Source organism: Oculatella sp. LEGE 06141, from assembly GCF_015207605.1.
GTDB lineage: Bacteria > Cyanobacteriota > Cyanobacteriia > Elainellales > Elainellaceae > Oculatella.
The window spans coordinates 81,226-101,517 of sequence record NZ_JADEWO010000002.1; the positions used below are offsets into that span (position 1 = coordinate 81,226).

General features: G+C 52.1%; 18 protein-coding genes. 8 read left to right on the top strand and 10 right to left on the bottom strand.

Annotated features, from left to right (window positions below):
* The first annotated feature begins 2 nt into the window (after positions 1–2).
* Complete coding sequence (locus tag IQ268_RS01955) at positions 3–191, top strand: hypothetical protein (protein WP_193875003.1); 189 nt, start codon at positions 3–5, stop codon at positions 189–191.
* Positions 192–676: 485 nt separating this feature from the next.
* Here the strand turns inward: IQ268_RS01955 and IQ268_RS01960 are convergent, their stop codons facing one another.
* The gene (locus tag IQ268_RS01960; protein ID WP_193875005.1) at positions 677–817 is read right to left on the bottom strand and encodes a hypothetical protein; all 141 of its coding nucleotides are present in this window, start codon (positions 815–817) and stop codon (positions 677–679) included.
* A 15-nt stretch (positions 818–832) separates the two neighbouring features.
* Between IQ268_RS01960 and IQ268_RS01965 the strand changes: the two genes are divergently transcribed.
* Complete coding sequence (locus tag IQ268_RS01965) at positions 833–5,473, top strand: glutamate synthase-related protein (RefSeq protein ID WP_339383392.1); 4,641 nt, start codon at positions 833–835, stop codon at positions 5,471–5,473.
* A 104-nt stretch (positions 5,474–5,577) separates the two neighbouring features.
* Here the strand turns inward: IQ268_RS01965 and IQ268_RS01970 are convergent, their stop codons facing one another.
* Positions 5,578–6,561, bottom strand: coding sequence for an alpha-ketoacid dehydrogenase subunit beta (locus tag IQ268_RS01970; protein ID WP_193875009.1), 984 nt, complete (start codon positions 6,559–6,561; stop codon positions 5,578–5,580).
* A 234-nt stretch (positions 6,562–6,795) separates the two neighbouring features.
* On the opposite strand from IQ268_RS01970, the gene IQ268_RS01975 reads away from it, so the two are divergent.
* Positions 6,796–7,608, top strand: coding sequence for a peptidoglycan recognition family protein (locus IQ268_RS01975; RefSeq protein WP_193875011.1), 813 nt, complete (start codon positions 6,796–6,798; stop codon positions 7,606–7,608).
* 21 nt (positions 7,609–7,629) lie between these two features.
* Here the strand turns inward: IQ268_RS01975 and IQ268_RS01980 are convergent, their stop codons facing one another.
* Positions 7,630–8,886: an NAD(P)/FAD-dependent oxidoreductase gene (locus IQ268_RS01980; RefSeq protein ID WP_193875013.1), complete on the bottom strand. Its 1,257-nt coding sequence runs from the start codon at positions 8,884–8,886 to the stop codon at positions 7,630–7,632.
* 42 nt (positions 8,887–8,928) lie between these two features.
* Positions 8,929–9,102, bottom strand: a complete 174-nt coding sequence (gene rd / locus IQ268_RS01985) for a rubredoxin (protein ID WP_193875015.1) — start codon at positions 9,100–9,102, stop codon at positions 8,929–8,931.
* Positions 9,103–9,216: 114 nt separating this feature from the next.
* On the opposite strand from rd, the gene mscL reads away from it, so the two are divergent.
* Positions 9,217–9,660, top strand: a complete 444-nt coding sequence (mscL, locus tag IQ268_RS01990) for a large conductance mechanosensitive channel protein MscL (protein ID WP_193875017.1) — start codon at positions 9,217–9,219, stop codon at positions 9,658–9,660.
* A 255-nt stretch (positions 9,661–9,915) separates the two neighbouring features.
* Positions 9,916–10,290 (top strand): type IV pilus biogenesis protein EbsA, encoded by a 375-nt coding sequence (gene ebsA, locus IQ268_RS01995; RefSeq protein ID WP_193875019.1) that lies wholly within the window; start codon positions 9,916–9,918, stop codon positions 10,288–10,290.
* A 123-nt stretch (positions 10,291–10,413) separates the two neighbouring features.
* Here ebsA and IQ268_RS02000 read toward each other — a convergent pair whose 3' ends face one another.
* Entirely contained in the window at positions 10,414–10,629 is a 216-nt protein-coding gene (locus IQ268_RS02000; protein ID WP_193875021.1) for a hypothetical protein, read from the bottom strand.
* A 397-nt stretch (positions 10,630–11,026) separates the two neighbouring features.
* Between IQ268_RS02000 and IQ268_RS02005 the strand changes: the two genes are divergently transcribed.
* Positions 11,027–12,115, top strand: a complete 1,089-nt coding sequence (locus tag IQ268_RS02005) for a phosphotransacetylase family protein (RefSeq protein ID WP_193875023.1) — start codon at positions 11,027–11,029, stop codon at positions 12,113–12,115.
* 35 nt (positions 12,116–12,150) lie between these two features.
* On the opposite strand, the gene IQ268_RS02010 is transcribed toward IQ268_RS02005, so the two are convergent.
* A complete protein-coding gene (locus IQ268_RS02010; RefSeq protein WP_193875025.1) occupies positions 12,151–12,396 on the bottom strand; it encodes a hypothetical protein in 246 nt (81 codons plus the stop codon).
* Positions 12,397–12,712: 316 nt separating this feature from the next.
* Here IQ268_RS02010 and IQ268_RS02015 point away from each other — a divergent pair, with 316 nt between their 5' ends.
* Positions 12,713–14,305: an Hsp70 family protein gene (locus IQ268_RS02015; RefSeq protein WP_193875027.1), complete on the top strand. Its 1,593-nt coding sequence runs from the start codon at positions 12,713–12,715 to the stop codon at positions 14,303–14,305.
* A 27-nt stretch (positions 14,306–14,332) separates the two neighbouring features.
* Here the strand turns inward: IQ268_RS02015 and IQ268_RS02020 are convergent, their stop codons facing one another.
* Positions 14,333–14,803, bottom strand: coding sequence for an ABA4-like family protein (locus IQ268_RS02020; protein WP_193875029.1), 471 nt, complete (start codon positions 14,801–14,803; stop codon positions 14,333–14,335).
* Between the two features lie 213 nt (positions 14,804–15,016).
* Between IQ268_RS02020 and IQ268_RS02025 the strand changes: the two genes are divergently transcribed.
* On the top strand, positions 15,017–16,060 hold the full coding sequence (locus IQ268_RS02025; RefSeq protein WP_228035009.1) for a cysteine peptidase family C39 domain-containing protein: 1,044 nt from the start codon (positions 15,017–15,019) through the stop codon (positions 16,058–16,060).
* Between the two features lie 11 nt (positions 16,061–16,071).
* Here IQ268_RS02025 and IQ268_RS02030 read toward each other — a convergent pair whose 3' ends face one another.
* The 3 genes from IQ268_RS02030 to IQ268_RS02040 all read right to left on the bottom strand — a co-directional run bounded on the left by IQ268_RS02030 (position 16,072) and on the right by IQ268_RS02040 (position 20,159).
* On the bottom strand, positions 16,072–16,542 hold the full coding sequence (locus tag IQ268_RS02030) for a phosphate-starvation-inducible PsiE family protein (RefSeq protein WP_193875032.1): 471 nt from the start codon (positions 16,540–16,542) through the stop codon (positions 16,072–16,074).
* A 150-nt stretch (positions 16,543–16,692) separates the two neighbouring features.
* A complete protein-coding gene (locus tag IQ268_RS02035; RefSeq protein WP_193875034.1) occupies positions 16,693–18,417 on the bottom strand; it encodes a PAS domain-containing sensor histidine kinase in 1,725 nt (574 codons plus the stop codon).
* A 281-nt stretch (positions 18,418–18,698) separates the two neighbouring features.
* Positions 18,699–20,159 carry an ATPase domain-containing protein gene (locus IQ268_RS02040; RefSeq protein ID WP_193875036.1) on the bottom strand — a complete coding sequence of 487 codons (1,461 nt, stop codon included), beginning with the start codon at positions 20,157–20,159 and terminating at the stop codon, positions 18,699–18,701.
* Positions 20,160–20,292 lie beyond the last annotated feature (133 nt).

Here is a 20,292-nt window from a genome sequence, read left to right on the forward strand (position 1 = left end):
ATATGCAGTTTGAGATACGTCCTGGGGATGACTCCATTTCTACAGAATGTCCCGAATCAGGGTTTGTTGCCGACAGGTATTCACAAATTGTTAACGGTTTGAGTCGAGGACGGCACATCGAATCCCTGTTTCAGCGGCTCGTATCTACCCCAGCCACCCGATCCAGCCAGGTGGGAGAGCGATCGCTATAGTAAACATAGGGATCGCCAGTTGCTCTAACCGCATGTGTCAACTATCCCTGAAAAAACGTCCTCTGGATTTGAAAGTTTGGCTTCATAATAGGAAACATAAGGCTGCCAAATCCAGCCGAACCAGCCGCAAACCGTTTGAGGAGAGTCTTGGCATCTCGACTCGGATGAGTAGAAAGGGGCGCTTTGTCTCAAGCTACCAACGAGTGAGGGTCAATATGACCTGAATCTGTGGATTAACGAGTTTAGGGATTGCCAAGATTGGTAGACTTTCTATAAGATTTTTACTCTGCCCTTGACGGGTTTTCTATTAGTGAACTAGGCGTTTTGAGTAGCGGTTTTCCAGGAAAAAGCTGAGAAACCGTTGTTTTGATGACGGTAAGATTTGATTTTTTGCTCCATGGGTTGTCGGTATGGTTCATCGCAGGTGAGTGACGGCAATCGCATTCTTTGAGGCGTTGGGTATCATCCAAATCTTCACGTCAGCATTAAGGCACCAAAGCGGCTCCATCCTTCTGGCTGAAGTGATGAAACCGCCCTTCATTGAATCCTGATAGCCAGAAGCATTGTGGCAGCAGGGTTCCATGAATTTCGATCAGCAGTAATTGGGCATTTTTAATTTGTCTCACGGGGGTATTGCAAGCGTGAATCAAAACACACCGGTCCATCAGGAATCAGTAGCGGGATATGCAGGGCAGCGATGGTTGGTCGAGGAACGAGATGCCTGTGGTGTTGGCCTGATTGCCGATCAGCAAGGACGAGCCAGCCACGACTTGATTGCAAAAGCTCTGTCTGCGCTGACTTGCCTGGAACATCGGGGAGCTTGTAGTGCCGACAAAGACTCCGGAGATGGAGCCGGGTTGATGACGGCCATTCCCTGGAAGCTGTTGCACGACTGGTTGAATCAGCAGCAATTATCCCTGCCGCCTGTGGAGCAAACTGGCGTGGGAATGGTGTTTTTGCCGCCGTCAGAAGCGCTGGCCACGATCGCTCGGCAGACGATGGAGCAGGTGATATCTGCCGCTGGTTTAACGGTACTGGGTTGGCGTGTGGTTCCGGTGGAACCCCAGTTTTTGGGAGTTCAAGCCAAAGAAAACCAGCCCCAAATCGAACAAATTATCGTGCGCTCTGACTTGAGTGGGGATGCGCTGGAGCGACAGCTTTATTTGGCTCGTAAGCAGGCAGAACAGGCTGTTGTGGCAGCGTTACCCAGAGCCGATAAGGACGATCTTTACGTCTGTTCCTTTTCGTGTCGCACGATTGTGTATAAAGGCATGGTGCGATCGGCGGTGTTGGGGCAGTTCTACACCGATTTGCAGAACCCTATCTACGAGAGCGCTTTTGCCTTCTATCATCGTCGCTTTAGCACCAATACCATGCCCAAGTGGCCGCTGGCTCAGCCCATGCGCCTGTTGGGGCACAACGGCGAAATCAACACTCTGTTAGGTAACATCAACTGGATGATGGCGCGCGAGGCAGACTTGGCACATCCCCTCTGGGGCGATCGCCTGCAAAGCCTCAAGCCCATTGTTGACCCAGACAACAGCGATTCGGCCACGCTTGACAACGTGCTGGAACTGTTGGTGCGTTCAGGGCGAAGCCCCCTGGAAGCGCTGATGATGATGGTGCCGGAAGCGTACCAGAATCAGCCGGAACTGGCACAGCATCCAGAAATTACCGATTTTTACGAATATTACAGCGGCATTCAGGAACCGTGGGATGGGCCGGCGCTGTTGGTGTTTAGTGATGGTAAAAAGATTGGAGCAGCGCTCGATCGCAACGGGTTGCGGCCTGCCCGCTATGTCATTACCCGCGATGGCTATGTGGTGGTGGCCTCGGAAGCGGGAGTGGTGGAGCTTCCCGATGCGGAAATCATCGAGAAGGGACGATTGGGGCCAGGAGAGTCGATCGCCATTGACCTGGAAACCCACGAGATTTTGAAGAATTGGGACATTAAGCAAAGAGTAGCCAGCGCTCAACCCTATGGTCAGTGGCTGCGAGAGAATCGCCAGGAACTTGAGCCGCAGCCTTTCCCCGATGGTGTTCAGCTAGAGGAAACTCTGCTGCTGCGTCAGCAGATGGCGTTTGGCTACACCACAGAAGATGTGGAAATGATCATTGAGGCTATGGCCTCTCAAGGTAAAGAGCCAACCTTCTGCATGGGCGATGATATTCCGCTGGCGGTGCTTTCTAACAAGCCACGGTTGCTGTACGACTACTTTAAGCAGCGGTTTGCTCAGGTGACTAACCCGCCCATTGACCCGCTGCGGGAAAGTTTGGTGATGTCGTTGAACATGCGGTTGGGCGATCGCGGCAACTTGCTAGAAACCAGAGCCGACCATGCTCGTTTGCTGAAACTGTCATCTCCGGTATTGAATGATGCAGAGCTAGGGCAAATTCGCCAGTCGGGATTTGAAACAGCCAATCTCTCGACGCTGTTTGAAATTGCTCAGGGGCCAGAGGGGTTACAGCACGCGGTCAATACCTTGTGTCAGGCGGCAACGGCGGCAGTGCGACAGGGTAAAACCATTCTGATATTGAGCGATCGCCTGGATCAAACTGGCGAACCGACGACATTAAGCGCAACCCATACGTACATTCCGCCGCTTTTGGCCATTGGTGCGGTACATCATCACCTGATTCGCCAGGGACTGCGGATGAAAGCGTCGATTGTTGTGGACACGGCTCAATGCTGGAGTACCCATCATTTCGCCTGTTTGTTGGGATACGGCGCAAGCGCGGTGTGTCCTTACCTCTCCTGGGAAACCGTACGGCACTGGTGGGCTGATGCTAAAACGCAAAGCCTGATGGAGCGAGGCAAAATTGCCAAGACCAGCTTAACTGGAGCGCAGCACAACTACCGCAAGGCGATCGAGGCGGGGTTACTCAAAATTCTCTCGAAGATGGGCATTTCGCTGTTGTCGAGCTACAGCGGAGCGCAAATTTTTGAAGCGATCGGCGTTGGCTCTGACCTGTTGTACCTTGGCTTCAAGGGTACAGCGTCGCGTTTGGGCGGTTTGAGTGTGAACGAACTGGCTCAGGAGGTGCTGTCGTTCCACCAGCGTGCCTTTCCGGAATTGAGCGGCAAGAAGTTGGAAAACTACGGTTTCTTCAACTACAAGCCAGGGGGTGAGTATCACATGAACAGCCCCGAACTGGCGAAGGCGTTGCACAAGGCGGTCACGACTAAAGAGCATGACCACTATGCCCTGTATCAGCAGTCGATTGCTCAGCGTCCGGTGACGGCACTCCGAGATTTGCTGGATTTCAAAGGCGATCGCCCTTCCATTCCCGTTGAAGAGGTGGAATCGGTTGAGACTATTGTCCAGCGCTTCTGTACGGGGGCTATGTCGCTCGGTTCCCTGTCGCGTGAGGCGCACGAAACCCTGGCGATCGCCATGAACCGGATTGGCGGCAAGTCTAACTCGGGTGAAGGCGGCGAAGACCCGATGCGCTTCAAGGTGTTAGACGATGTGGATGAAGCGGGTCAGTCGCAACTGTTTTCGCACCTGAAAGGGTTACGGAACGGAGATACCGCCAGTTCCGCAATCAAGCAGGTAGCATCCGGGCGGTTTGGCGTTACTCCGGAGTATCTGGTCAACGCTAGACAAATTGAAATCAAGATTGCCCAGGGAGCAAAACCGGGTGAGGGGGGGCAACTGCCGGGGCCTAAGGTTAGTCCTTACATTGCAATGCTGCGCCGTTCCAAGCCCGGTGTTCCGCTGATCTCACCTCCACCCCACCACGATATTTATTCCATTGAGGATTTGTCGCAGCTCATTTTTGATCTGCATCAAATTAACCCACAGGCCAAGGTTTCCGTGAAGCTGGTGGCCGAGGTGGGCATTGGTACGGTGGCAGCGGGCGTTGCCAAGGCGAATGCCGATATCATTCAAATTTCTGGTCATGATGGCGGCACGGGGGCTTCACCCCTTAGCTCAATCAAACATGCTGGCGTGCCCTGGGAACTGGGGGTTACCGAGGTGCATCGGGTCTTGATGGAAAATGACCTGCGCGATCGCGTCATCCTGCGAGCCGATGGCGGCTTGAAAACGGGCTGGGATGTCCTCATGGCGGCCTTGATGGGGGCAGAAGAGTATGGTTTTGGCTCCATCTCCATGATTGCTGAGGGTTGCATCATGGCGCGTATTTGCCACACCAACAACTGTCCGGTGGGCGTTGCTACCCAGCAAGAAAAGCTGCGGAAGCGGTTTAGCGGCACACCGGATCATGTCGTCAACTTCTTCTACTTTGTGGCAGAAGAGGTGCGATCGCTGCTGGCACGGTTGGGCTATCGATCGCTGAGGGAGGTGATTGGGCGTGCTGATCTGCTGAAGCCCAAAGAGTCAGTGACGCTCACCAAGACGCAATCGCTCAATTTGGACTGTCTTACCCATCTGCCCGATACCCGCGAGAACCGCAGTTGGTTAGAACATGAGGCGGTTCACAGCAATGGCCCTGTTTTGGATGACCAGCTTTTAAATGAGCCGTCTATCCAGGCTGCGATTCAAAATCAGTCGGGCGTCAATCACGCTGTTACGGTGGTCAATACCGATCGAACGGTGGGGACACGGGTGGCAGGGGCGATCGCCAAACAGTACGGTGACAAAGGCTTTGAAGGGCAGGTGGCGCTTAGCTTCCAGGGCAGTGTCGGCCAGAGCTTTGGCGCGTTCATTCTACCCGGAATGACCCTGACGCTGGAGGGAGAAGCCAATGATTATGTCGGCAAAGGGATGCACGGTGGCGAAATTGTGATTAAGCCGCCTGCGATCGCCACCTACGACCCGTCCAGAAACGTAATTGTTGGCAATACCTGCCTGTATGGAGCCACGGGTGGCACGCTGTTTGCCAATGGTCAAGCTGGAGAACGGTTCGCGGTGCGTAACTCCAAAGGACAGGCGGTCATTGAAGGGGCAGGCGACCACTGCTGCGAGTACATGACGGGCGGCACCGTTGTGGTTTTGGGCAAAGCTGGTCGAAATGTGGGTGCGGGTATGACGGGCGGTTTAGCTTACTTCCTGGATGAAGACGGCAGTTTTCCCACGAAGGTCAACCCTGAAATTGTCAAGGTGCAGCGGGTGGTGTCTCCGGCTGGCGAAGCACAGTTGAAAGACCTGATTGCTGCCCATGCCGATCGCACGGGTAGCCAGAAGGCGAAGCACATTTTAGAGAACTGGTCTGACTATCTGCCCCAGTTCTGGCAAGTGGTGCCCCCGTCTGAGGCCGAAACGCCTGAGGCCAATGCCGATGTTGTGGAAGAAAAGGTGTTGTCACCGGTTCAATAACTAGATACCTGGCAGAAAGGCAACCCTGCGCCTTTATTGACCATTAACAAAGCCGTTGCACACTGTGCAACGGCTTCGTCATAGTAGCGATGAGCTAACCTGATCTAGACCCGGAGTGGAACAATATTTTGTACCGCTTCGACAATTTGGGCAGGCTGAACGATCGTCAAGCTTTCTAATGTGCCATTGTAGGGGGTCGGAATGTCTTGAGAGGCCAGCCGAATCACGGGGGCATCCAGTTCATCAAAGAAGCGATCGTTGATCGAAGCCACCAGCTCAGCCCCAATGCCTCCGGTCTTCATGCACTCTTCGACAATAATGACTCGATGCGTTTTGCGAATCGACTCACCGATGGTGTCAAAGTCGAGCGGCTTCAGCGAAATCAAATCGATGATTTCGGGATCATATCCTTCTTGCACCAGTGTCTTTGCTGCATTGGTCACGTGATGACGCATTCTAGAGTAGGTCAAAATGGTGACATCCTTGCCCTTGCGAACCGTTTCTGCTTTATCGAGGGGCAGCACATATTCGTCGTCGGGCAGGGTTTCCTTCAGGTTGTAGAGCAAGACATGCTCAAAGAAAATAACCGGATTATCGTCGCGAATTGCGGCTTTAAGCAACCCTTTGGCGTTGTAGGGGGTAGAACAGGCCACCATCTTTAACCCCGGTACACCCTGAAAATAAGCTTCTAACCGCTGAGAGTGTTCTGCTCCAAGCTGTCGCCCCACGCCGCCGGGACCACGAATCACCAGCGGAATTTTGTAATTGCCGCCGGAGGTATAGCGCAACATCCCCGCATTGTTGGCAATCTGGTTGAAGGCCAGTAGCAAGAACCCCATGTTCATGCCTTCAATGATGGGGCGCAACCCTGTCATCGCAGCTCCCACGGCTAGACCTGTAAAGCTGTTTTCAGCGATCGGCGTGTCCAGTACCCGCAGTTCGCCATACTTGGTATATAGGTCTTTCGTGACTTTATAGGAGCCGCCGTAATGCCCGACATCTTCGCCGAGGACGAAAACAGAAGGGTCTCGCGCCATTTCTTCGTCGATCGCGGCGCGCAGTGCGTTAAACAAAAGGGTTTCTGCCATCGGCGGTACAAACCTGCTTACGTGATTTCAACCTAAAATCTTAACTGGTGGAAGGAGCGATTCGGCAACCAATTACACTTGCCAATCTAACGTCCGAATTTCCATCTCTTATGATCTTTATCACCTTTTCATCGTCTCTGACCGTTAACCGTTTGGTCAACTCACCGGACTGTCTTAAGTAAGGTAAGTAAGTAAGGTAAGGGAAGATGATGGCACATTGGAACTCTCACTTGCATGAAGCTACTAAATCGAACTGTTATTTTGCGATCGCTTGCTTTAGGACTGGTGGCATTGGCACTGGTATTTGCCTCGGCGGTCGTTAGGGCAGCGATCGCCCCTCTCTCGTCGTCTCCAGATACATACACGGCTGCCCCCCTGGTACAACCGAAGCAGATGCAACCGCAACTGCCCGACCCGTATGCTGGCAAACCTGCTCCGTTACCAGACACGATACCAGCCTCAAGCTATACTCCTCCCCAGGAAATTGCGCCTGCTCATCCCACCAATTATGGGCAACGAGTGACGGTCGATATTAACGGCAATCCGGTGCAAAATGCGTTGCTGGTTGTGATCCACGAGACGGTCGGTTCGGCCAGTAGTGCCATTAATACCTTTCGGGCACCGCATTACAACGAAAACGATCAGGTCAGCTACCACAGCCTGATTAAACGAGATGGCACCGTGGTGTTTATCGTATCGCCAGAGATGCGAGCCTTTGGAGCCGGAAACTCTGTCTTTGTAGGAGCCAACGGCCCTGAAGCCGTGCGAACTCATCCTCAGTTTCCGGCATCGGTTAATAACTTTGCCTATCACGTCTCGCTAGAAACGCCCTCTGATGGACGCGGCAACAGCAGAAGCCACAGTGGCTATACAGAGGCGCAGTATCGCTCCCTGGCATGGGTAATTGCCCAAACGGGTGTGCCCGATTCCAGGATTACTACCCACCGCGCGATCGATCGGTCGGGTAACCGTCTTGATCCACGTAGCTTTGACCCACAGCGCTTTATGACGGTGCTATATACCTTTCCCCGTGCTAACCCGGCTTAGGGTTTGCGGGCGGGCAGTCGCCTAAGGTACCGTCACAGGGTGTACCGCAGCCGCGCCGATCGCCTGACCCGCCAGCCAGCCTGTGGTCCAGGCGCTTTGAAAGTTGAACCCACCCGTGATGCCGTCGATATCCAGGATTTCACCCGCAAAGAACAGTCCGGGGCAGAGGCGGCTTTCCATCGACTTGAAATCAACCTCTTTGAGCCGGACACCGCCACAGGTGACAAATTCATCCTTAAAAACGCCTTTGCCCTTGATGCTGTAGCAGCTTTGGCTCAGCGCTTGCACCAGTTGGTTGAGAGCGGTTTTAGACAATTGTGCCCATTGGGTCTCAGGGGCAATGCCCGCTTGGACGATCGCCAGGTATTGCCAAAGCCGTCGGGGCAGTGATGATGGATTGCTAGAGGCGATCGCCTTCTTGGGTTGCTCTGCTTTGGCCTGAAGCAAATCTTGCCGAATCTGATCTGGCGTTTGGTGCGGCAGCCAGTTGACCTGCAAGCTAGCGCGATACTGGTGCTGGTGGAGCACTCTGGCTCCCCAGGCAGACAGTTTTAAGACGGCTGGGCCACTCATGCCCCAATGGGTAATTAGCAACGCGCCCTGCTGCTTTAACGGTTTTGCGTCAGGAAGATGGAGGCGAACTTGAGCCGGATCGATCGCCACACCGGCTAACTCGTGCAAATGCCGATCGGGAATATTGAAGGTAAAGAGTGACGGCACCGGAGCTTCAACGGAGTGCCCCAACGACTGGGCGAGTTGATAGCCGTGGGGATTGCTGCCAGTCGCCAGCAGGAGGCGATCGCACCTTAACGACTCTCCCGTTTTTAGCACCACACGAAAGCCGGATGCGGCACGGGTGACTGCCTCAACGGGTGTGCCGACGCGCACCGTCACCCCCGCTTGCCGTGCTGCTGTGCTGAAGCAATCCACCACCGTGGCAGAGTCATCTGTTACCGGAAACATGCGCCCGTCTGCTTCTGTTTTGAGCCTGACCCCATGACGGTTAAACCAGTCAACCGTATTGCGAGGCTGAAAGCGACTGAATGCGCCACGCAGCGCTTTGCCGCCTCTAGGATAATGCTGCACCAGTAAGGCTGGCTCAAAGCAAGAGTGGGTGACATTACAGCGCCCCCCACCGGAAATTTTGACTTTGTGAAGCGGATGACGGCTCGCTTCTATCAGGGTGACTTGAACCTGGGGGTGCGCCTCAGCGCAGGCGATCGCCCCAAAGAACCCAGCGGCACCGCCTCCAATAACAACAACGTGTAATGCTTGCAACGGTTGTACCTAATCGCGCGATCGAGAGCTGAGATTGATATTCTAGCGACCGATCGATTCAACGGGTTCAAAATCGCTTTTCTCTGCGCCACACACAGGGCAGACCCAGTCCTCTGGAATGGCTTCGAATGGCGTTCCCGGCTCAATCCCGCTCTCTGGATCGCCCTGTTCTGGATCATAAACATAGCCGCAAATAGAGCAAACGTACTTTTGCATCAGTATCTTTCCGCTGGTTCCAGACTTGATTAATTTGCGCTTCCTGCTTAAATGTAGCTGAGAGATCAAAGTGCTATTTTTCTATATCAACATCAACTAAAAACATTCAAATTTATGACAGTACGACGAACAAGAACCGCCACAACTGGCTTTTTAAGAGAATTTCGGGAATTTGCGCTCAAAGGTAATGTAGTCGAGTTGGCGATCGCCGTCATCATTGGTGGAGCCTTCGGGCGGATTGTAACCTCCTTTACCGAAGATATTGTGATGCCGTTGATCAACCCGTTGTTGGCCACTGCGGGGGGAGATTGGCGCACGCGAACCATTCTTCCACCGTTCAATATCGCCATTGGCAGTTTTTTGGGTGCAATTCTCGACTTCATTATTATTGCGCTGGCGCTCTTTCTCGCCATTCGGTTCCTGCAACGCTTCAAGCGTAAAGAAGAAACAGCTCCCGATCCAGCGGTACGAGAATGCCCCTATTGCCTCACCACGGTTCCTGTTGCCGCTAGTCGCTGTTTGGCTTGCACCTCCGAATTAACCCCAATCGGACGATAAGAGCTGGCTTGGCTGGCTTAACTCAGTAGACAAGCAGTCGTTTCAGCCCGGCTTCGTGGGCAGCCTACTTTATGTAGGTAGGCACAAGATGTAGGTAGGCACAAGGTGAATGCAAGAAATCGATTTGGGGAACACTAGTTTCAGCCTTGTAGGTGCTATCTATTTCCCCAAATTGCCCCCTCACATCTAAAGCCCTTAGCGGCTGTTTCTACCTCACTACAAGCTAAGTACAAGCTAAATAAGGATGCCTTGAGCATGTCTCTTGAGAAACTTCAGCCTGCCAATCCTCGTGATGTAAACGTTTACTCACCTTACTATCAAGGACGCAAGCGCAACGCCTTGCCGCTAGCCATCAGCCTCTATCAAATGGGAAATTTGGAAGGTCTACGAAAAATAGAGGGTGGTGAAAGCATTCCCTTCGTTGCCAGTTGGAATGTTTCGTCACTCCCGGCTGATTTGACGCGGTGCCGCTTGCAGTTTGATGGCAATGCAGAACTGAGTTATGAGCTAACTCTGGCAAACTTTGAATTTGTAGATTTTTTGATTGATGTTCTCTTTAACTTCAAAAGTGCCCGTATTGCAGACTTCTCTCAAGGGTTTTACCGTCGATTGCTGCGCTTAGATGACTAGCTTGCCCTTCGTTACTATGGGCAGCCTGTCTCAGCTAGTATTTCGACGCGATTGAGAGATCGAAGTTTGCGTCTAGCTATGCATCTACCAACCTGGCCCTAAGCCATTAATGGCTTGGGGCTTTTATTTGCTTTGGTTTGGGGCTTTACGTCGTCTTTTGCCACCGTCTACAAACAGGATTGAAGGCACCGACTCAACCAAACCGCAGGTGCCTCGCTCGGCTTCTTCAAGCGTTCGGGGTTTTGGGGCGCTGATATCAACGCAAACGGAGCCTCCGTCTGCTCGAGCTGGCGGAGTTTGGCGTTGCCAGGTCTGGACGGCAACCTGTTGCATATTCATGCAAATTGAGATTAAATTCCTGGAGCCTAGTGCCATTTAGCTAAAAAAGGTTAAGTAATATAAATGCTTATGGATTGCTAAAAAGCAAGTTGACTGGGATCTATGTCCGATCGCTGCTGGGTAGTTGCTCTGCTGGATGGCTTTCGTTCTGCTAGCAGCCAGCATTCCTCCCTCTACAATGAAGTGAAATGTCTGCAATTCACACCCGCTTTGAATCAGGATGCAATGGTTTCGGTTGGCAAACTCCATAATGCCTCCTCATACGGCGGGGGCTTAAAACCAGGGAGGCTGTGTTCCCTGGGTTTTTGACTGCGGCAGGTAAGGCGATCGCTGTTGTGCCAATGCCAGAATTGATTAAATCGCAACGATAGTAAAAATTAGTTGAGAGGAGTGGGGCGTGCCAGAGTCTGCTAAACATCTATTAATCGGTTCACCAGAAGCTTATAGCGGCAAGTCAGCCATGATTTTGGGTATGGCCTATCAGCTTCAAGAAAAAGGGCTAGACATCGCCTATGGAAAACCGATTGGAACCTGCCTTAACGAGTCTCAAGATGATGTACTGGATGAAGATGTTCGGTTTATTGCCCAAATCTTGAACTTGCCCGACAATCGCGTTCGCCCCACGCTGCTTGCTTTGGATGAAGTGACGATCGCTCAACGCATTAACGGTGAAAACCAGGTTAACTACCAGCATGTGCTAAACCAGTACACGCAGTCGGCCAGCGGCGATTTGGTGTTACTGGAAGGGCCAGGAACTTTGAACGAGGGACGGTTGTTTGATTTGTCGCTACCGCAGGTAGCGCAGGCGGTAGACGCGTCTGTGTTGCTGGTGACGCGGTTTCACTCTGGGTTGGTGGTCGATTCGTTGCTGGCTGCTCAGCAGGCTCTAGGCGATCGCCTCTTGGGCATTTTGATTAACGACATCTCACTCGACCAGATGGAGCTAGTAAACAGCACGATTCGCCCATTTTTAGAAAAGCAGGGAATTGCTGTGTTGGGACTGTTGCCTCGTAACGACCTGCTGCGGAGTGTCAGCGTGGGCGAACTGGTGCATCAACTTAATGCTCAAGTGCTGTGTCGAGCCGACCGGATGGATTTAATGGTGGAGAGCCTCAAGATTGGGGCAATGAATGTTAACTCTGCCCTGAAGTATTTCCGTAAAGCCCGCAACATGGCTGTGGTGACAGGGGGCGATCGCACAGATATTCAGTTGGCCGCTTTGGAAACCTCGACTCAGTGCCTTATTTTGACCGGGCAGATTCCGCCATCCCCTACTATTGTTAGCCGTGCAGAAGATTTAGAAGTTCCCATTCTCTCGGTGGATTTGGATACGCTGACTACAGTCGAGATTGTCGATCGCGCCTTTGGGCAAGTGCGGTTACATGAGTCGGTAAAGGTACAGGCAGTGCGGCAAATGATGCACAAACATTTTGATGTTGATCGTCTGTTGACTAGCCTGGGGTTGGAACCCGCCTATTCCAAGTGAGGCGTCTGGTTAGTGGCTGCCGCTCCTCTGGCTGTTTAAGCCGAGTGATTGATCTTGCGGGAAAATTTGAGAGAAGCGGGTTTGAGCAATAGCCACCCTACCAGGAAAAAGGAAACCGTCAGGATTTGAGTGATCTCAATCCCCGACAGATAGCCGTCTGCAAGGGCATCAAGGCTGCGGTCAATCAACCCAAACACCCAGCAGGTGACGCCTAACAGCCAAATTCCGCTTCTAAGATTTCTGGCAAACGCTGCAAGTTCGAGCGGTGGATTCTGGTTCATGACGATTCCTCAGGTTGGCTCGATCCGCTGCACTGTTGGGAGTGCAGCAGCATTAGCAATGGTTCTTCCTTGAGGTTAAGAAATATTTAATGTGCTTGACGTTGAACCAAAGTAATAGTTTTACCTTTTTGAAGTGACTTATTCCGGCCAGGTGGGTTTCTGGCTCTTTCTTGGGTTGCTGATCTGTTCGGCGGAGATGGCTCCTCCGAATCCATATTCTGCGAGAACCGAATCCTGCAAGAATAGACACAAGGGCAACGTTTACCCCTGTTGAGTGGAATAGATAGCAACGGTATAGCAACGATAAGAACGGTTCATGGTTTACGCGGTTGATTTTGGTACTAGTAACACGGTGATTGCTCGCTGGAACTCGATCACCCAGCAACCAGAAACACTTTCTTTGTCAGGCTGTTCGCTGCGGCTTGGTCAAAACCCGCCGTTAATTCCCAGTTTGCTGTTTGTTGAAGATGCGATGACGGGTGTTGTTGTTGCTGGGCAAACGGTACGCGATCGCGGGCTGGATCTCGGCACCAATCCCCGGTTCTTCCGCAACTTTAAGCGTGGCATTGGTACCGACATTCAAGGTTTTTTGCCAGAGCTAGATGGACAAATCGTCAGCTTTGAGCAGGTGGGGCAGTGGTTTCTTGCCGAGATGATTCGACGGCTGCAAGCGGCTGATCCAGATCTGCATTCGCTGGTCTTTACTGTCCCGGTAGACAGCTTCGAAGCCTACCGCAACTGGCTATCTCAGGTGAGTCAATCGCTTGATGTGGAGCAGGTACGAATGCTGGACGAACCGACAGCAGCGGCGTTGGGCTATGGGCTAACGGATGGCGAAACCTTGCTGGTGGTCGATTTTGGTGGCGGTACGTTAGACCTGTCGTTGGTGCAGCTCGATCGCCAGCAATCGGGTGCAAAGCCGCTGGGCTTTATTCTCAAGTGGGGGCAGAAATCGCTAGACCCGGCTAAGCAACGTCTCAAAACGGCGCGGGTTGTGGCAAAGGCAGGGCAAAATTTGGGTGGAGCGGATATTGATCACTGGCTGATGGATTACTTTGCTCAATCGCAAGGGTTGACCAGTACGCCGCTAACGTTGCGGTTAGCCGAACGCCTGAAGATCCAGCTCTCGCAGCAGGCCGAAGCGACGGAAGTGTACTTTAATGATGAGACGCTGGAAAGCTATGAACTTCAGCTCGATCGCGATCGCTTCAACACGGTGCTACGAGATAACCAGTTCTTTGAACGGTTAGATGAATCCATTGCTCAAGTGTTGCGGCAGGCACGGCGGCAGGGCTTCGAGGCAACCGATATTGATGCGGTGGTGTTGGTGGGTGGCACCGCCCAGATTCCTGCTGTGCAGAACTGGATACAACAGTATTTTCCTTCAGACAAGATTCGTTCGGAACGTCCGTTCGAGGCGATCGCCCACGGGGCACTTCAGCTTAGCCAGGGTGTTGAGTTGAAGGATTTCTTGTATCACAGCTACGGTATTCGCTATTGGGATCGGCGCAACCGCTGCCACAACTGGCATCCGTTAATTCAGCAAGGGCAGCCCTACCCTATGCCAGCCCCTGTAGAACTGGTGCTGGGTGCCTCGATTGAGAACCAACCCAGTATCGAATTAGTGATTGGAGAACTGGGGGCAGAGACGGGCGGCACCGAGGTTTACTTTGATGGCGATCGCCTCATTACCCGCAGTTCAACCAACAATAAACCACAGGTTCAGCCGTTGAATGACAATCCTGAAGCTCGAAGCATTGCTCGTCTGTCGCCTGCTGGTCATCCCGGCAGCGATCGGATCAAAGTACTGTTCTGGGTTGATCAAGAACGGTTTTTGCGAATCACCGTTGAGGATTTGCTGACGGCTGAAACGTTGTTAGATAACCGTCCTGTTGTGCAGTTGAGCTAATTGTGCAGTTGAGCTAATCGCCGCTCCTTACAATGCCGCTGGATCGGTTGTGCCCGTTGCCGGATCGCTCTCGGGTTTAGAGAAGAATTGGTGAGTCACCCAACGGGTCACAATATGAGAAAGCAAGCCTAACGGCCCTGCAAACAGGCAAAGCACCAGCGAATGGGTTGTCCAGATGCCAGTGCGTTGCCCTTCCTGATAGATCCATCGACCCACAAATAAATCCATCACCAAAAAGTGAACCCAACCTGTTGCCATGACGCGCTCGTCGGCAAACAATCGGGCTAAATCGGCTAACTGTGGGTTGGCAAATGCTTCAGCAGAGTCAACATTTAGGCTGCCAACAAACAACACTAGGTACAAACCCGCTAGTGCCACAAACGGCAAAAATGATTCTATGACCTTACGGGTCATGCCCCATTTTGGCAGCACGATCATCAGCGTCCAAAATGGTAAGACAAACAAATTGGCACCATTAAAGAGCAAATCAAGATTCATGGGCAGCACTCAAATAAATCAATACTAAAGAGGGGTTACTGCTAGCAAAGCACACTTGCTAAGCTCTGTTCAATTACAAGGCGATCGCTTCGATTCAACCCCTGAGGGGTGCAGGTCGCTCTGCCGATTTCCCTAAAGGTTTGAGGTCAGGGTAACAGAGATGTTTCTAACCCTATTTTCTCCCGCCACAAACTCACTTTCTCACTCATTACTATGCTGATCGAAACCATTCTGACCATCCTGCTGGGAGCCTTACTGTTTCGTTGGGGAATGCGCTTTGGTCGGCTAATGCTGCGTAAAGGTGCAACTGCAAATGATTTGTTCAAAGGAAAAGCTTCAGTATCGCTGGCCTTTTTAGGGCTGTATTTTAGCTTGCTGCTGCTGGCGCTTTACGTTCCCCAGTTTCAAGGGTTGCCTCTAGAGTGGCGCGTGTATGGGATGCGCGTGACCTGGACAATTCTGCGAGTAACGTTGTTAGGGTTCTGTGGCGTGGCGTTTATGGTGAGTTGGAAAACGGCGCGATCGCAAGTTGTGGCAGTAGCGCTGATTGGGCTGATCGGTCTGGGTGGCTTCACGGCGGCTGAAACCTACTTTCTTGCGCCAATTTATGCCTCTTTGAACGATAACTTGCAGCCCAACGGCGTTTTTCGCCAAACCTCCAACAGCAGTTGCGCCCCGGCAGCACTGGCAACCGTCTTGCGGCTCTGGGATTTTGATGCCACTGAATCCGAGGTTGCCCGGTTCGCTGGAACAAGCCGTCTGGGAACCTCGATGCCCCAGCTTATTGTTGCAGCTCAAGCGATGGGCATGGACGGTGTGGAGCTGTTTCCAACCTGGGAACAAATGCAGCAAGTGAACCGACCGGGCGTGTTGGCAACGTGGTTGTATAGCGAGACGGGTCGAGCGCCTCATGCGGTGGCGCTAATTGGCTTGAAGGATAATACCGCTACAATCGCCGACCCTGCTTTTGGCAGAATTTTTCAGATCGATCGCACCCAGTTTGAACGAATCTGGCGTAAAGAATATGTGCCAATCTTTCGTCCTGAGGAAGGCGGGCTAATTCAATCTCAGGCGACGGATTATCTGCGCCAATTAGGATTCTTGAACCGACCGTCTGATTCATTGAATGCTGCGGTTCAACGGTTTCAGCAGGCCAGTGGACTCCGGGTCAATGGTGAGTTAGACGCTCCAACCGTCTTGCTGCTGAGTGGCCCTTTTCTATCTCAGGTGCCAACGCTCGAACACAGGGGAACATAGAGCCGATTGGGTTATGGCTGCGTGCTGCGGTTCGTCCGCCGCACAATCCAGTAGCTCAATGCCAGTGCCAAACTGGCAACAGCCAGACCAATCAAATCCAATCCTCCAGCTTTATTGAAGTCAAAAATAATAATTTTCCGGGCTACCGCTGTTAGTGAGGTAACAATCACCAATTCCACCTGAACGATATGCCGACGCAGGTAAGCCGTGATGTTTTCCAGGACTTCTAAGGCAATCAAAATGTTGAGAAACAAGCCAAAGATTTCGATCAGCGTTTGCGAGAATGAACCATAGGGTTCTGACAAGAGTTGTTGAGCTAGAAAAAGGCACAGGTCGGCCACGGCTACCAGCAGCACAACGACCATTGCGATCGAAAGAATTTTGGAGACGAGGGTTTCGACACCACCCAGCGCCTTCAAAAAGTTTTCATCACTTCCGGTAGCAAACAATCGCTTAAAAAAGGATCGGGATGGCTTACGCATGGATTTTCAGCTTCAGTGGTTGCTGTAGCACATGGTGAGGCACGATTCAGCCAGAGGGCACAATTGGATGTGGGGTCAGTATCCAGTTGGTTAAAGGGATTGGATCGAGGCGATCGCACTTATCCAACGGCTGACACCTGATTCTACCAGTCAAGGTTGCACCGGAATGGTAACAGTGAAGGTTGTCCCCACGTTTATCTTACTAACCACCTCAACCGTACCACCATGCAACGCAACGCAGCGCTGCACGATAGACAACCCCAACCCTGTTCCGGCAATGCTGCCCACATTGCCAGCCCGGTGAAATGCCTCAAACAAGTGAACCTGATCGGCTTCAGGGATACCAATGCCCTCGTCACGAATTTGAAACACTACCCGGTTCGGATGGCGTATTAATGAGAAGTAAACATGACCGCCTTGCGGTGAGTATTTGGTTGCATTGTTGAGGAGGTTGATCAACACATGGCGCAACAGTTTCGCATCCAGTAGCACTGTGGGTGCAGCGATCGCCGGATGGGTGTCCAGGGTATTCGCCGGCTCTATTAGCTCTACTGTGATTGGCTCTACTGTGATTGGTTCTACTGTGATTGGCTCCACAGTCAACGTGATCTGATGCTGGTTGCCGAGATGAGTTTGCAGTTCTTCCACTAACTCCTGGCAGAACAAAACCACATTGAGCGGAGTAGGGTTAAAGACCGACTTGCCAGAATCTGCCTGACCAATAAACAGCACATCTTCTAACAGTTCGTTCATCATCCGAACGGTCTTTTTAATGCGTTGGAAATACTCCTGTCTTTTTTCATCCGACCATCCCTCGCTGCACTGTTCCAAAAGATGACTCGTAAGTGAAATGCTGGTTAACGGATTACGAAACTCATGGGACACCATCGACACAAACCGGGTTTTCATCGCGCTGAGTTCCTGCTCGGCTTGAAGCGCATTGCGAATCTCTTGTTCGGCCTGTTTTTGGACGGTAACGTCTCGAATAATGGCTGTTATCAGGCGATCGTCGTGTTGCCTCTTCTCTGGAGAATCGTGTGGCGTTTCGAGCGGGCTGAAGCGAACCTCAACTGGAAACGTATTGCCATCTTTGCGGCGTGCCCAGCAGCCTATTACTGCGCCGGACAGAGGCCGACTCAATGCGGCAGACTGAGAAACCTCGTCAGAAATCTGCGGCAAGAGGCGATCGAGCGGAGTTCCCTGCAATTCGTCCTGGTGATAGCCAAACGTGCGTTCCGTTTCGCTGTTAATTAAAACAATCTGACCTTGCGGTTCAACCACCACAATCGGATCAGGAGCCGACTCCAGCAGCGATCGGAACCGCGTTTCGCTTTTTTGCACCTCCAGCCGAGCGTATTCCGATCGCTGAATTGCTGCTGTGAGCTGAGTGTTAACGGTTTGAAGCTCACCGTTGCGCTGGTCTAAATCTAAAGACAGTTGCCGAGTTCGTAGCAACACGTCAAGGCGAAATTGCAGCTCTGCTTTTTCAACCGGGCTGACCAATACCTCATCGACCCACTGCCAGTGGCACGCTGCCATATTAAGACTCGATCGTGGGGTGACCAGCAAAAATGGCAAAAATAGCGGGTCAGCCTCTTGTTTACAAGCTTGAACCCAGTGCCACAGTCGATGTAGCGCTTGACCATCCAAAATGCACAGATCAAACGGACTGGAAACTGCTAAAGAGCCAGATGAAGTGGCTGTTGCACTTGTCATTTGATTGGTGGGTTGCAGGTTGGGTCGAAGCGATGCCGCCTGAGCGTTAATGGTTGCCAGGTTAGGCAACAAAACCTGATGGCGACGAGATAACCAATCTGCGAGGAGGCTGCGATTTTCTCGATGCTCGAGCAATAAAAGAATCCGATGCATATTCATGCGCTTAAAGGATTGTGAATAACAGCTCAAACCTCGTTACCCACAATCGGTACTACCTGCTTAATCTTCTGTTGCAGTGAGATGGGCTTTCTTGCTGTCAGATATCAGATATATGGAAAGCCGAGGAGATCAATCGACAGGGAACACGCTTGGATGGGTCGATCGCCATTGATTTAACGCACTGGGCGATCGCCCGACTAACGACCTACTACCGATAGAGTACAGCGATTTTCTGGCAGATGCACCCCTGCTTCCTGGTAAACGCTTGCTCGTTCAGCCCGCTATTCATGTCCCTGGGGCGTGCCGCCCAGGATGTTTTGCAATCCAGAAATAGGCTGGCTTACTCTTAATCCGTGCCGGGTAATTTCAAGTTCGTGCAAAGTTTTCTCAAAATCGCTGAGCCGCTTTTTGAGAATGCCGATTGCCTTACGCACTTCTATTTTGCGGTCTACCACTTTTTCGAAATACCGGAAGTACACAAAGTTATCTGCCAGGTAGGTAATGCCAATTTCGCTAGCCTGAAACTCGCCCGCATACGACTCTGTTTCATTGATCAGCAGAACGGTAATGCCCACATTGGCGAGGTACTTGCAAAGCGCATGGAGGTGGCTCACCAGATCCTTACCGCTGAGCGACAGCCGATAGCCCGATACGCTGTCAATCATAATGATGCGAGCCTGTCTGTCTTCCGCTTCCTGGCGGACGAGGTTGGCAAACTCGTCGGGGGTAAGTTGCAGCGGCTCTATTTTGACTAACGATAGAACGCCGCGATCGCTCATCATGCGTGCTGGAATGCCAACCGCATCACAGCGTCGCTTGATCACTTCCACCTCTTCTTCGAAGGTATAGACCACAGACCGTTCGCCTCGACCTGCCGCCTCTTTCATAATTTGCAGCCCAACGGTTGTTTTACCAACACCGCTGGGGCCGCTGAAGATAGTAACCGTTCCTCGCTCTATTCCCCCATGCAAAAGTTCATCAAGGTCTGGAAGGCCGCTGGGAATTGTTTCGAGCGGAAACTCTCGGCGGTAGACTCCGGGTAACAGTCTCGGAAAGACGTTCATGCCGTGGTGGGTCAACCGTATGGAATGAGTGCCTTTTTGAAAGTCGGACCCTCGAAATTTAGTCACTGTGAGCGTGCGCCCTGGCGGTAATAGGCTGAGATGAATCACCCCGTCGCTCATAAATTGCAGATCATCATCGGGAGCCTCTTCACTTCCCTCTGAGGTAAAAACGATGGTTGCTTCTTGTTCAACCAAAAACCGCAGGAAAGATAGCACCTGCTTGCGGAACTGAAACGGATCGGGAGCAAGGTAGCGAAACTGGGTCATCGAGTCCAAAAACACGCGTTGGGGTTTGAGTGCCTGGATTTGCTCAATAATTTGTTGCGAAATGGGTTCGCGCTCAACCTCAGCCGGAGAGAAGATGTCGTAGGTCTGGATCTGGGTAAAAAAGTTGGAGGTCGGGCTGAGGTCTAAGACGGTGACGTGATCCAGGTTCAGGTTGAGCGTTTTGGCATCGGCTAAAATTTGCTCGGTTGGTTCCCCCAGAGCGATGAGCAAGGTTTGCTCTCCGGCTGCAACTCCTTGAGAGAGAAAATGCATCCCAATGGTTGTTTTGCCCGTTCCAGGGCCACCCCGTACCAGGTACGATCGCCGTCGAATCAGTCCACCGCAAAGTATTGCATCTAACCCAGCCAAGCCAGTAGAAATGCGCTCTGATGGCAAATTCAATTCAGTCATCTGCTTTCGTCAATAAAAATGAGCTGTAAGGCGCTGAGTTCGTGTTGTCGATGGGTGCTGCTCTAGGCCGAGGGAGGTATGAATGCAGGCAATTCAGGGAAAATCCGTTTTCATTTTGCCCATTTTGCAAGAT